At 60.3% G+C, this 12,233-nt stretch carries 12 protein-coding genes; 11 read left to right on the top strand and 1 reads right to left on the bottom strand.

Going from position 1 to position 12,233, the window contains the following annotated elements:
• Positions 1-66 precede the first annotated feature (66 nt).
• From macA to KCG87_RS24480, 4 genes are all read left to right on the top strand, one after another.
• Positions 67-1,215: a macrolide transporter subunit MacA gene (macA, locus tag KCG87_RS24495; RefSeq protein ID WP_098968301.1), complete on the top strand. Its 1,149-nt coding sequence runs from the start codon at positions 67-69 to the stop codon at positions 1,213-1,215.
• A 2-nt stretch (positions 1,216-1,217) separates the two neighbouring features.
• Entirely contained in the window at positions 1,218-3,176 is a 1,959-nt protein-coding gene (locus KCG87_RS24490; protein WP_210559031.1) for a MacB family efflux pump subunit, read from the top strand.
• A 742-nt stretch (positions 3,177-3,918) separates the two neighbouring features.
• Complete coding sequence (locus tag KCG87_RS24485; protein ID WP_097093106.1) at positions 3,919-4,290, top strand: hypothetical protein; 372 nt, start codon at positions 3,919-3,921, stop codon at positions 4,288-4,290.
• Between the two features lie 138 nt (positions 4,291-4,428).
• Positions 4,429-4,788: a DUF6124 family protein gene (locus KCG87_RS24480; protein ID WP_210559030.1), complete on the top strand. Its 360-nt coding sequence runs from the start codon at positions 4,429-4,431 to the stop codon at positions 4,786-4,788.
• A 61-nt stretch (positions 4,789-4,849) separates the two neighbouring features.
• Here the strand turns inward: KCG87_RS24480 and KCG87_RS24475 are convergent, their stop codons facing one another.
• The gene (locus KCG87_RS24475) at positions 4,850-5,608 is read right to left on the bottom strand and encodes a helix-turn-helix transcriptional regulator (protein WP_210559029.1); all 759 of its coding nucleotides are present in this window, start codon (positions 5,606-5,608) and stop codon (positions 4,850-4,852) included.
• Between the two features lie 614 nt (positions 5,609-6,222).
• Between KCG87_RS24475 and ycaC the strand changes: the two genes are divergently transcribed.
• The 7 genes from ycaC to KCG87_RS24440 all read left to right on the top strand — a co-directional run bounded on the left by ycaC (position 6,223) and on the right by KCG87_RS24440 (position 12,227).
• Positions 6,223-6,855 carry an isochorismate family cysteine hydrolase YcaC gene (ycaC, locus tag KCG87_RS24470; protein WP_007966399.1) on the top strand — a complete coding sequence of 211 codons (633 nt, stop codon included), beginning with the start codon at positions 6,223-6,225 and terminating at the stop codon, positions 6,853-6,855.
• Between the two features lie 201 nt (positions 6,856-7,056).
• Complete coding sequence (locus tag KCG87_RS24465; RefSeq protein ID WP_210559028.1) at positions 7,057-7,992, top strand: Gfo/Idh/MocA family oxidoreductase; 936 nt, start codon at positions 7,057-7,059, stop codon at positions 7,990-7,992.
• Positions 7,993-8,147: 155 nt separating this feature from the next.
• A complete protein-coding gene (locus tag KCG87_RS24460) occupies positions 8,148-8,675 on the top strand; it encodes a hypothetical protein (protein ID WP_134786132.1) in 528 nt (175 codons plus the stop codon).
• Positions 8,676-8,872: 197 nt separating this feature from the next.
• Positions 8,873-9,925 carry an isopenicillin N synthase family oxygenase gene (locus KCG87_RS24455; protein ID WP_134786133.1) on the top strand — a complete coding sequence of 351 codons (1,053 nt, stop codon included), beginning with the start codon at positions 8,873-8,875 and terminating at the stop codon, positions 9,923-9,925.
• Between the two features lie 27 nt (positions 9,926-9,952).
• The gene (locus tag KCG87_RS24450; protein ID WP_139055991.1) at positions 9,953-10,762 is read left to right on the top strand and encodes a MetQ/NlpA family ABC transporter substrate-binding protein; all 810 of its coding nucleotides are present in this window, start codon (positions 9,953-9,955) and stop codon (positions 10,760-10,762) included.
• Entirely contained in the window at positions 10,759-11,559 is an 801-nt protein-coding gene (locus KCG87_RS24445) for a methionine ABC transporter ATP-binding protein (protein ID WP_210559027.1), read from the top strand. The genes KCG87_RS24450 and KCG87_RS24445 overlap by 4 nt, the downstream gene beginning before the upstream one ends.
• Positions 11,556-12,227 (top strand): methionine ABC transporter permease, encoded by a 672-nt coding sequence (locus tag KCG87_RS24440; RefSeq protein WP_210559026.1) that lies wholly within the window; start codon positions 11,556-11,558, stop codon positions 12,225-12,227. Before KCG87_RS24445 ends, KCG87_RS24440 begins: the two co-directional genes overlap by 4 nt.
• Positions 12,228-12,233: the final 6 nt, after the last annotated feature.

The following is a 12,233-nucleotide window of genomic DNA, read 5'->3' as shown; positions in this document are numbered from 1 at the left end:
GTGTGGTTGTTCTATCAAGACCCGGCCGCTGGCCGGGTTCATCCCTGAACGGACTTGTGGTTATTTATGGAAAAGTCGAAGTTGCGCAAAGTCGGTATGGGGTTGGCGTTGGCGGCGGTGGCCGGGTTGGTGCTGTACACGGTGCAGGCACCGGCCGAAGCGCCGAAATACCAGACCGCCCCGGTCGAACGCTCGGATATCGAAAACACCGTGCTCGCCACCGGTTTGCTGGAGGGCGTCAAGCAGGTGGACGTCGGTGCCCAGGTGTCGGGGCAGTTGAAGTCGCTCAAGGTCAAGGTGGGCGACAAGGTGAAGAAGGGCCAGTGGCTGGCCGAGATCGATCCGCTGGTGCTGCAGAACACCCTGCGTCAGGCGCAGGTCGATGAGGAAAACCTGCAGGCGCAAAAGCGCGCCACGCAGGCCCAGCTCAAACAGACCAAAGCGATCTACGAGCGCTATCAGAACCTGCAGGAAGACGCGTCGATATCACGTCAGGATTTCGAGACCGCGCAATCGGACTACGAGGTGCAGCAGGCCAATCTGCTGTCGCTGGACGCGCAGATCAAAAGCGCGCATATCCAGATCGACACCGCCAAGGTCAACCTCGCGTACACGCGGATCGTCGCGCCGATCGACGGCGACGTGGTCGGCATCGTCACCCAGGAAGGCCAGACCGTGATTGCTAACCAGTTGGCGCCGATCCTGCTGAAACTGGCGGATCTGGACACCATGACCATCAAGGCCCAAGTGTCGGAAGCGGACGTGATTCATATCGCGCCGGGGCAGCAGGTGTATTTCACGATTCTCGGCGAGGACAAACGCTATTACGGCAAGCTGCGTGGCACTGAGCCGGCACCGCAGAACTTCCTCGAAACGCCTCCGGCCGGCACCCCGAAACAGAACACCGCAGTGTTTTACAACGCGCTGTTCGAGGTGCCCAATCCCGACCATCGCTTGCGCATCTCGATGACCGCGCAGGTGCGCATCGTCCTCGATACCGCGCAATCGGTGCTGACCGTGCCGGTGGCTGCGCTCGGGCCACGCAACGCCGATGGCAGCTTTCCGGTGCGGGTGCTCGACGCCAAGGGCCAGGCGCAGTCGCGCAACGTGCAGACCGGGATCAACAACAACGTCAAAGTGCAGATCAATCAGGGCCTCAGCGAAGGCGAGCGGGTGGTGATCGGTGATCCGTTGCCCGCCGTGGCGGGGGCTTGAGCATGACGCAGGCGTTGCTGCAACTGACTGGCATCACCCGCAGTTTCACTGCCGGCGACCGCGAATTTCTCGCGCTGAAGGACATCAACCTGACGATCAACGCCGGAGAAATGGTGGCGATCATCGGCGCCTCCGGCTCCGGCAAATCAACCCTGATGAACATCCTCGGCTGCCTCGATTACGCCACCGCCGGCAGCTACAAGATTAACGGCCAAGAGACCCGCGACCTTGACGATCAGGCGCTGGCCGAGCTGCGCCGCGATTACTTCGGTTTCATATTCCAGCGCTATCACTTGTTGCCGCATTTGAGCGCGATGCACAACGTCGAGATGCCGGCAATCTACGCTGGCATCCCGGCGCCGCAACGCCATGCCCGCGCCCGTGACCTGCTGGCGCGTCTGGGTCTCGACGGGCACTTGACGCACCGTCCGAGCCAGCTCTCCGGTGGTCAGCAGCAGCGGGTGAGTATCGCCCGGGCCTTGATGAACGGCGGTGAAGTGATCCTCGCCGACGAACCCACCGGCGCCCTCGACACCGCCAGCGGCAAAGAGGTGATGCGCATCCTGCTGGAGCTGCACGCGGCCGGGCACACGGTGATTCTGGTGACCCACGACCCGAAAGTCGCGGCCAACGCCGAACGCATCATCGAAGTCAGCGACGGAGAAATCCTCAGCGACCGGCGCAACCAGCGCGACACCGGGCAACTGTCGGACGAAGAGGAGGTGCCGCCCAAACCACCGGCGACACGCCGTTTGGTCGCCAGCCTCGGGCTGTTCAAGGAGGCCTTCAACATGGCCTGGGTGGCGCTGATTTCGCACCGCATGCGCACCTTGCTGACCATGCTCGGGATCGTCATCGGTATCACCTCGGTGGTGTCGATTTCGGCGATCGGCGAGGGCGCGAAAAACTACGTGCTCAAGGACATTTCGGCGATCGGCAGCAACACCATCGACATCTATTCCGGCAGCAGTTTCGGCGACAAACGCGCCGCGTCGATCGAGACACTGGTGCCGGCCGACGTCACCGCGCTGAATCAGCTGTATTACGTCGACAGCGCCACCCCGGTGGTCGGTCGCAGCATGCTTCTGCGTTACCGCAACATCGACCTCGATGCGCAGATCAACGGGGTCAGTGATCAGTATTTCCAGGTTCGCGGAATCAAACTGGAGGCGGGCATCACCTTCAGCGAGAGCGACGCGCGGCGTCAGGCGCAGGTGGTGGTGATCGACTACAACACCCGGCATCGGTTATTCGGCGAGGGCGTCGATCCGCTGGGGCAGGTGATCCTGATCGGTAACCTGCCATGCACCGTGATCGGCGTGGCCGCCGAGAACAAGAACCTGTTTGCCTCGGGCAAAACCCTCAACGTCTGGGTGCCCTATGAAACCGCCGCCGGGCGTATCCTGGGCCAACGTTTTCTCGACAGCATCAGCGTACGGATCAAGGACGGCCAGTCGAGCAAAGTGGTGGAAAATCACGTCACCCAATTGATGCTGCAACGCCACGGCATCAAGGACTTCTACACCAACAACCTCGACAGCGTGATGCAGACCGTGCAGAAAACCAGCCGCTCGCTGGCCTTGCTGCTGTCGCTGATCGCGGTGATTTCGCTGGTGGTCGGCGGCATCGGCGTGATGAACATCATGCTGGTGTCGGTCACCGAGCGTACCCGCGAGATCGGCATTCGCATGGCGGTCGGCGCCCGCCAGTCGGACATTCGTCAGCAGTTTCTGGTGGAGGCGGTGATGGTCTGCCTGCTCGGCGGGGCCATCGGCATTTCCCTGTCGTATGCCATCGGCCACCTGTTTTCGCTGTTCATCAAGGAATGGGAGATGGTGTTCTCCATGGCCTCGGTGCTGACGGCAGTGATCTGCTCGACGCTGATCGGCATCGTCTTCGGCTTCGTCCCCGCGCGTAATGCCTCGCGCCTCGATCCGATCGAGGCGCTGGCGCGGGACTGATTGCCGAAGCTGATTGGCCGGGCTCGTGCCTGAAGTGCACACATCGAAAGGGACGGGTGATGAACCCGTCCCTGTTTTTCGCTTTCCAACTGTGGGAGCTGGCTTGCCAGCGATGGCGGCCTACCAGCCGACCAACCTCCCACCTGAATGCACGCAATCCAACTGTGGGAGCGGGCTTGCTCGCGAAAGCGGCCTCACAGTCGACCAATCCCCAACTGAATACACTCGGTCAAATTGTGGGAGCTGGCTTGCCAGCGATGGCGGCCTACAAGACGATCACCCTCCCACTGAATGCACTCATTCCAACTGTGGGAGCGAGCTTGCTCGCGAAAGCGGCTTGCCAGACAACATCAAAACAACAGAGCAAACCCCGCACATAAACATAACCCCGCAACCACGTTTAAAGTACACGAACCGTTACGCCATAACGGCTACAACGCCTTGCGCCGTTACCTACGCGTACGCCAGAATCCGCCGGCTTACACGGCTATGGGCCGGGCTATATCGTTTCCCTGTCACTGCAAAACAGTGATGGGGTTTGGTAGCCCGTCTCGAGTTGTATTGCGACACCTTCATTGCTGTCCCTTTTTTGAGGAATAGCTTTGTATGGTGGGCATGCGTGGGGCTCATTCGTGAGCGCCGGGTTTCCCAATTCGACCGGTCTACCAACCCGCGCATGGCCGCCACCCGCCGTTTGGTAGCGAGGGTGATGGCTCCTATTGTTCAAATTGGAGTTTCATTTATGTTCAAAGCCACACCCAACCCCCCGGACACCTCGATCCCGTACGACCCAGCCCTCGACCCGCAGAAGATAAAAGCGGCAACCGACCGCGCCATCAACTTCTACCTCAACCCCGGCGCCCTGAAGATCTCGATCCCTTCAACCTCGTCATGCAAGGCGAACAGAATCTTCCTCATCGACCCCACCGTGGACGAAGAAACCTTGCTCGTCGAAGCCTGCGAATCATTAGCCGCCGCCAGCGATATGGCCCGCGACATCGGCGACACCGTCGACAACCCACAGCGCCGGGCGATGCTGATGCTGCATCAGGTGATCATGCTCAGTGAACTGATGGTCAACCGAGTACTGGACGGCCGCCGCGTGCCGAACTAATCACCGGTCCCGTGTAGGAGCTGCCGCAGGCTGCGATCTTTTGACGTTGCTTTAAAAAACAAGATCAAAAGATCGCAGCCTGCGGCAGCTCCTACAGTGAGTAATCCTTTCAAAGTGCCCCGATCGGAGTTCCAGCTGATGCCCGAAACCTCACCCAATCCACCAATCACAGACCCGCTATCGCCGTACGAATCCCTCAACTCCAGAAAGCTCCACGAAGCCGCCGAACGCGCCCTCGACCATTACCTCGCGCCCGCGAACATCATGGCAACGCCGTACACCCCCAGCAGCATGTTCCTGGTCAACCCGCAAACCGACACCGAATCCCTGCTGGCCAACGCCTGCGAATCCCTGGCCTCGGCCACCGTCATGCTTGGTGATTTCGCCGGCACGCTAGAAGGGCCAAGCCGCAATACGGTGTTGGGCATTGCGCAGGTGGTGATGCTGGGGGAGTTGGCGGTGAATCAGGCGCTGGATAGAGTCGTGCCGAAGGATTAGGCCCCCAATGTAAAAAACCGCCGTCCGGGGAGGGCGGCGGTTTTTTTCTTCAGTGGCGGACTCAGGCCGCGCTGGTGGCGGTGGACGTGTCCTCCGGCGAGTACATCCAGCGCATCAACGAATGCCGGCCGCTGATCCCCAGTTTGATCGCGGCGCGCTTGAGGTAACTTTCCACCGTGTTGACCTTCAGTTGCAACTGCTCGGCCAGCTCCGGTGCGGTACGCCCGGCGAGCAGGCCGATGCACACTTCGGTTTCGCGATTGGACAGCCTCAGGCCCAGTTGCTGCAAACGCTCGTTGAAGCGCAGCCGCAGGTTTTCCAGGCCCTGTTGCGCGCCATCAGCGCTGGGCGACGGGTCTTCTGTGTTGGTCTGCTGGGGTTGCAGGGCGTGAATGTGTTTTTCCACCATCGGCAACAGCACCGGAGATATGTCCTGCAACAAACTCTGCTCCTGAGCCGAGAAGCGCTGCGACTGGTCGTTGCGATACACCGAAATCACGTAGCGGTAGCCGTCCTTGCGCCGGGTCAGGTGCAGCTGCGAGGCATCGGCGCTGGCCGCGTCTGGCGTGTCCATCGGCTCGCTCGATAGTGCGGCAATCTGTTCGCAGAATACCGTTTCAGCCTGCTGGGCCGAGTCTTGGCCGGTTTCCGGCGGGTTGCGATGGGCGGGGCGGCCCACCGGCTCGACGCGCATCTGGCGAATGTGTGTGGCGTCCACCGCCAGTTGTGTCTGGATCAGGTCATGCAGCATCCGCGGAAAGTGCCGGCTGCCGGTGCTCGCAATGACTTTACCGATGTGGGGAAACAGGTGTGAATTCATAAACATCATCCATGAGTTGCAGGTGAAACAGTCCCATTCCTGACCTGCGTCGAGCATGTTCCCTGGTCGGCGCAAATGTCAGGATGTGGATCCTATCCTAGTACAACGTTTGAAAGACGGTTTAATGAAGGTGTTATTAGCTCATAACTTCATCCACAGGGTTATGCGGTGAACCCAGGAATGTCGGCTTGTCGAGATCATTGTGGGAGCGGTGAACTCAGGAATGACGGCCTGCCGAGATCCAGTGTGGGAGCGGGCTTGCTCGCGAAAGCGGTGTGTCAGCCATTTGAGATGTTGCCTGGAATGAACCCTTCGCGGGCAAGCCCGCTCCCACAGGGTTATGGGGCACCGCCTACCCGCAAGGCCTCAACTTGATTGGCGCAACGGTGGAGAGGGTCCTGAACCGGGCGCCGTGCAGTTTGATGATCGCCAAACCAATGCTCGAGCCGAACTGAGTCGGAGGCTGGCAAGCCCGTGTTGTGTCGCCAGGATTGTCCGTTATGAGTTGACAGTGAAACACTTTTCAACCGATTTATCGGTCCCGGTCGTGTCAGTAATCTGTGCCCATGTTCAACGCCACCCCAACCACCACAACCAAGAAAAGGGATTCAAACATGAGCACTGCAACCTACAACCGCCTCAACAAAGACGACGCCGTAGTCCTGCTGGTCGACCACCAGACCGGTCTGATTTCTCTGGTTCAGGACTTCTCGCCGAACGAGTTCAAGAACAACGTCCTGGCCTTGGCCGACCTGGCAAAATTCTTCAACCTGCCGACCATTCTCACCACCAGTTTCGAACAAGGCCCCAACGGCCCGCTGGTTCCGGAACTGAAAGAAATGTTCCCAGACGCGCCGTACATCGCCCGTCCAGGCCAGATCAACGCCTGGGACAACGAAGACTTCGTCAAGGCGATCAAGGCCACCGGCCGCAAGCAGATCATCATCGCCGGTGTCGTGACCGACGTCTGCGTAGCGTTCCCGACGCTGTCGGCACTGGCCGAAGGCTTTGACGTATTCGTCGTCACCGACGCCTCCGGCACCTTCAACACCACCGTCCAGCAAGCCGCGTGGAGCCGCATGACCCAGGCCGGCGCACAAATGATGAACTGGTTCTCGGTCGCCTGTGAGCTGCACCGCGACTGGCGCAACGACATCGAAGGGCTGGGCAATCTGCTGTCGCAGCGGATTCCGAACTACCGCAACCTGATGAACAGTTACTCGGCGTTGACCGCGCAGCAAAAGTGACTGCAGCGTCGTGAACATGAAAGCCTGCCCTGAAAAGCAGGCTTTCTTTGTTTGCGCCGCGGCATCAACGTTACTACCCGGCGCGATGAACCGAGCGCTGGCGTCTGCGGTTTTTTTAACAGACTCAGCTGGGTTTTCCGTGACGTTTACGGCTAATCTGCGCACTCGCTGACGACAACAAGACAAAAACAGGAGTCACTGATGCAACCGATCCGTCTCGGTCTGGTGGGCTACGGCAAGATTGCCCAGGATCAACATGTTCCGGCGATCAACGCCAATCCCGGATTTCGTCTGGTGGCGGTCGCCACGCAAGGTGCACCCTGTGCCGGGGTGGAGAACTTTCACTCGTTGAGCGAGTTGCTGGAGAACGGCCCCGAGGTGGATGCGATTGCGTTTTGTACGCCGCCGCAAGGTCGATTCGCCCTGGTGCAGCAGGCGCTGGCCGCCGGCAAACATGTGTTGGTGGAAAAACCGCCGTGCGCGACGCTGGGTGAGGCGCTGGCCCTGGTCAGTCAAGCGCAGCAACAGGGTGTCAGTGCGTTGTTCGCCTGGCATTCGCGCTACGCCCCCGGTATCGAAGCCGCCCGCGACTGGCTCGCCAGCCGCACGTTGCAAAGCGTGCAGATCGACTGGAAAGAAGACGTGCGCAAGTGGCATCCCGGGCAGACGTGGATCTGGCAACCCGGTGGTCTGGGCGTTTTCGATCCGGGCATCAATGCCTTATCGATCGTCACCTATTTGCTGACGCAGCCTCTGTTTGTGAAGTCCGCCGAACTGCGCGTACCGGACAACTGCCAGTCGCCGATTGCCGCGTCGATCAAGATGTCCGACGCGCACCGGCTCGACGTGCAGGCGGAATTCGATTTCGACCACGGTCACGACGAACTCTGGAGCATCGAGATTCGCTGCGCCGAAGGGGTGCTGCGCCTGGACAACGGCGGGGCGCTGCTGAGCATCGACTGCGTGCGCCAAGTGGTGCCGGAAGAGGGCGAGTACACCGCGGTGTATCGACACTTCCGGCAACTGATTGGCGATCGGGCCAGCGACGTCGATCTGCAGCCACTGCGGCTGGTGGCTGACAGTTTCTTTGTCGGCAGCCGGGTGGCAGTCGAACCGTTTTATGACCCGGCACGTTGATCAGTTGAAGCGCCCCTCACCTCGATGACTGTCGAGAAAGGTTGACGTTGGCATTAAGTTTTTGCGCAAGCAGCCGAGTCAGACCGTAGGCAATATTCAAACAGGTCCGACTCCTGCTCATCACAGGGAGAGGCGAAGGTATCAGGGAGCGCTTGATGTTCGGGTTTCGCAAATTGGCTGGGTGCGCGCTGGTGGCGGGCACTGTCGTGCTCAGTGGCTGCACTTCACTTTTCATGGGCAAGCAGTATGAGTTTCCTCGCGCGGACGAGCCTTCGGCCACTGTTCGCTTGAAATTTGGCTCTGGCACCACACTGGACGCCATCACCTTCAGCGAAAAAACCTGCTACGCGGGGTTCACCCCGCTGCCCTCTAACGGTGAATACATCGAGTCGAAAGTCGCCGTAGACAAAGAACTTGTCCTGAATTACACCAACGTGGTGGGTGGCGCGCAGTGTCAGATTCCGTTTGCCTTCACACCGCAGGCTGGCGCGACGTACCTCGTCAAAAGCGGCTTCTGGAGTGAAAACAAGCCTGGTCTCATCCCTGTCTTGAACCATGACCAATACCATTGCGGGATAGTCGTGATGAAGAAGGTTGGCGATCAGGAGAGTGTTCAACCCATCCAGCAATTGCGCATGAGGACGGGATTTCCCTGCCTCAGATTCCTGCCGTTGGAGAAGTAGCGTTTGCGTGATGACAGCGAACTTGAGCGTCAGGCCTAAGCTAATGCAAAAAGGGTATTTGTTCGTGGTTTTTAAGATCGTTTAGTTTTGTCTCACGACGAATCGAACGCATCAAACCGATAGACCCCCGATTGCCATGACGGCACACGCTGAATCGATCAAAGGCTCTTCAGGTTTGGTTCACACGGGAGTGAATCATGCCGCATACCCTCGATATCACCACGCTGCCGACGCTGGACCTTTCGTTGTTCGAAGGCACCGCGCAACAGCGTTATGAATTTCTTGAAAACCTGCGTCACGCCGCGCGTGACGTCGGCTTTTTCTATCTCACCGGCCATGGCATCGACAGCCACCTGCTCAAGCAGGTGCAGGATCACGCCCGGCAGTTCTTCGCCTTGTCCGAGCAGGAAAAGACCGCCGTCGGCATGATCAATTCGCCGCATTTTCGCGGTTACAACCGTGCCGCTTCCGAGATCACCCGTGGTCAACCCGACTGGCGTGAGCAATTCGATCTCGGCGCCGAGCGCGAAGCGTTGCCGCTGGACGCGGACAGTCCGTTGTGGGCTCGGTTGCAGGGGCCCAACCAATGGCCGGCGGCGCTGCCAGAACTGAAACCGCTGCTGCTCGAATGGCAACAGGCGATGACGCGCATGGCGTTGCGTCTGCTGCGTGCCTTTGCCCAGGCGCTGTCGCTGCGGGCGGACGCGTTCGATCAGTTGTACGGCGACAAGCCCAACGAACACATCAAGTTGATGCGCTATCCAGGCCAGGCCGCCAACGCGAGCCAGCAAGGCGTCGGCGCGCACAAGGATTCCGGATTCCTCAGCTTTCTCCTGCAAGACCAGCAGGCCGGGTTGCAAGTGGAAGTCGAGGAGGGGCGCTGGATCGATGCGCTGCCCCGCGACAACACCCTGGTGGTGAACATCGGCGAACTGCTGGAGCTGGCCACCAACGGTTATCTGCGCGCCACGGTGCATCGGGTGGTGTCGCCGCCCGCAGGCAGCGAACGCTTGTCCATCGCCTTCTTCCTCGGCGCGCAACTCGATGCCGTGGTGCCGCTGTACCCGTTGCCCACCGCGCTGCTGCGCGAAGCGCGTGGCCCGGCGAGTGATCCGCTCAATCCGTTGTTTCGCGATGTCGGCTGGAACTACCTCAAGGGACGGTTGCGTTCGCACCCCGACGTCGCCCGGCGCTTCTATGCCGACGCGCTGATGCCCGCCGCACCAGCTCGTAAAACCGCCAACGCCTGATTCATCACTCGCTCAAGGACTCCGCACATGTTGAAAAAAGCAGGTTTGACCCTGGCCGTGCTCGGCGCGCTGGTGACTTCGTTCGGCGCTCAGGCACTGGAGCCGTTGCGGGTGGCCGCCGACCCGGTGCCCCACGCGCAGATTCTCGCGTACATCCAGACAATCGATCCGCAACTCAAGCTCAAGGTCATCGAGATTCCCAACGGCGTGAACTCCAACGAGCTGTTGGTGCATGGCGATGTCGATGCCAATTACTTCCAGCATCTGCCTTATCTGAAATCCCAGGAACAAGCGCTGGGGCAGAAACTCGCGGTGGCCGCCACGGTGCATATCGAGCCGCTGGGCATCTATTCGCGCCGGCACAAAAGCTTCGCCGACGTGCCGGAAAAAGGCACCGTGGCGGTTCCCAACAACGTCACCAACCTGAGCCGTGCGCTGTACCTGTTACAGGACAACGGGCTGATCAAACTCAAGCCCGGTTTCAAGGATCCGGCAGCCGATCAGGCCACACCCAAAGACATCGCCGAGAACCCGAAACAGCTGAAGATCCTTGAAATCGAATCGCCGCAAATCCCTCGGGCTCTGGACGATGTCGACCTTGCGGTGATCAACGGCAACTACGCGCTGGAAGCCGGACTGGTGCCGGCCCAGGATGCGCTGGGGCTGGAGAAGGCCGAGCACAATCCGTACGCCAACATTCTGGTGACCACGCCGACACTGCAAAACGATCCGCGCATCGCACAACTGGCCAAAGACCTGACCTCGCCGCAAGTGGCGAAATACATCACTGATAACTTCAAGGGTTCGGTGATTCCGGTGGAGGATGCCAAGCCATGATCGTCGTCGAGCAGTTGAGCAAGACTTACCCGGCGGCGCCGGCACCGGCGCTGGATCAGGTGTCGTTGAGTATTCCCGACGGCGCGATCTACGGCATTCTCGGGCGGAGCGGGGCAGGTAAGTCGACCCTGTTGCGTTGTCTCAATCTGCTCGAACGCCCGGACAGCGGGCGAATCCTGATCGACGGCGTGGACCTGCTGACCCTGTCGCCCAGCGACCTGCGCCGCCAGCGTCAGCGCATCGGCATGATCTTCCAGGGCTTCAATCTGCTGCATTCGCGCACCGTGTTCGACAACATCGCCGTGCCGCTGGAAATCGCCAACGTCGGCAAACCGTGGCGCCATGTGCGGGTGCGCGAACTGCTGGAACTGGTCGGTTTGACGGACAAGGCGCAAGCGTTTCCCTCGCAGTTGTCCGGTGGGCAAAAACAACGGGTGGGGATTGCCCGCGCCCTGGCAGCGGAGCCTGCGTATCTGCTGTCGGACGAAGCCACCAGTGCACTGGATCCGGAAACCACGGCGTCGATTCTTGAGCTGCTGCGCGATATCAATCGGCAACTGGGCGTGACCATCGTGCTGATCACCCATGAGCTGGAGGTGGTCAAGTCGATCTGCGATCACGCGGCGTTGATGGCGGACGGGCGTCTGGTCGAGTCCGGCCCGGTGCCGCGCTTGCTCGCCGATGCGCAATCGAGTCTCGGCACTTCGTTACGTCCTACCTGCGGCCTGCCGCTGGGCCACGACATCCCCGGGCTCAGCTTCCTCAAGCAATACGGCGTGCGGGCGGCCCAGTCATGAACCGCGCGATCAACTGGGATGAAATCCTGCAACTGGTGTTCAACGCCACCGGCGAAACCCTGTACATGGTCTTGCTTGCCGGGCTGTTCACGCTGCTGATCGGTTTGCCGCTCGGGGTGTTGCTGTTTGTCAGTCGCCGAGACGGACTGTGGCCGCTGCCACGGCTCAATGCCGCGATGGGTTCGCTGGTCAATCTGGGGCGCTCGCTGCCGTTTGTGGTGATGTTGATTGCACTGATTCCGCTGACCCGACTGGTGGTCGGCACCACCCTCGGCAGCACCGCTGCGGTAGTGCCGATCACCATCGGCGCGTTTCCGTTTTTTGCGCGGATCGTCGAGAACGCGCTGGACGAAGTCGACAAGGGCCGCATCGAAGCGATCCTCGCCATGGGCGGCGACATCCGTCATGTGATTTTCAAAGTGCTGTTGCCCGAAGCGCTGCCCGCGTTGCTGGCGGGGATCACTCTGACGCTGGTGATGCTGATCGGTTTTTCATCCATGGCCGGGGTGATTGGCGGTGGCGGCCTCGGTGATCTGGCGATCCGTTACGGCTATCAGCGTTTCAACAATGAAGTGATGGTCGCCACCGTGGTGGTGCTGGTCATTCTGGTGCAGGGCGTACAGAGCCTGGGCGACCGGCTGGTGCGTTCGCTGGCCCATCGACGTTAAGGAATT

This window comes from Pseudomonas sp. MWU347 (genome assembly GCF_017947305.1).
GTDB lineage: Bacteria > Pseudomonadota > Gammaproteobacteria > Pseudomonadales > Pseudomonadaceae > Aquipseudomonas > Aquipseudomonas putida_A.
Note: the sequence above shows the minus strand (reverse complement) of the source record. Positions and strands in the feature narration are given on the sequence as shown.

Bases quoted from the DNA above. Each gene is read 5' to 3' on its own strand.
- macA (WP_098968301.1), top strand. From the start codon at position 67: ATGGAAAAGTCGAAGTTGCGCAAAGTCGGTATGGGGTTGGCGTTGGCG.
- KCG87_RS24490 (WP_210559031.1), top strand. From the start codon at position 1,218: ATGACGCAGGCGTTGCTGCAACTGACTGGCATCACCCGCAGTTTCACT.
- KCG87_RS24485 (WP_097093106.1), top strand. From the start codon at position 3,919: ATGTTCAAAGCCACACCCAACCCCCCGGACACCTCGATCCCGTACGAC.
- KCG87_RS24480 (WP_210559030.1), top strand. From the start codon at position 4,429: ATGCCCGAAACCTCACCCAATCCACCAATCACAGACCCGCTATCGCCG.
- KCG87_RS24475 (WP_210559029.1), bottom strand. From the start codon at position 5,608: ATGAATTCACACCTGTTTCCCCACATCGGTAAAGTCATTGCGAGCACC.
- ycaC (WP_007966399.1), top strand. From the start codon at position 6,223: ATGAGCACTGCAACCTACAACCGCCTCAACAAAGACGACGCCGTAGTC.
- KCG87_RS24465 (WP_210559028.1), top strand. From the start codon at position 7,057: ATGCAACCGATCCGTCTCGGTCTGGTGGGCTACGGCAAGATTGCCCAG.
- KCG87_RS24460 (WP_134786132.1), top strand. From the start codon at position 8,148: ATGTTCGGGTTTCGCAAATTGGCTGGGTGCGCGCTGGTGGCGGGCACT.
- KCG87_RS24455 (WP_134786133.1), top strand. From the start codon at position 8,873: ATGCCGCATACCCTCGATATCACCACGCTGCCGACGCTGGACCTTTCG.
- KCG87_RS24450 (WP_139055991.1), top strand. From the start codon at position 9,953: ATGTTGAAAAAAGCAGGTTTGACCCTGGCCGTGCTCGGCGCGCTGGTG.
- KCG87_RS24445 (WP_210559027.1), top strand. From the start codon at position 10,759: ATGATCGTCGTCGAGCAGTTGAGCAAGACTTACCCGGCGGCGCCGGCA.
- KCG87_RS24440 (WP_210559026.1), top strand. From the start codon at position 11,556: ATGAACCGCGCGATCAACTGGGATGAAATCCTGCAACTGGTGTTCAAC.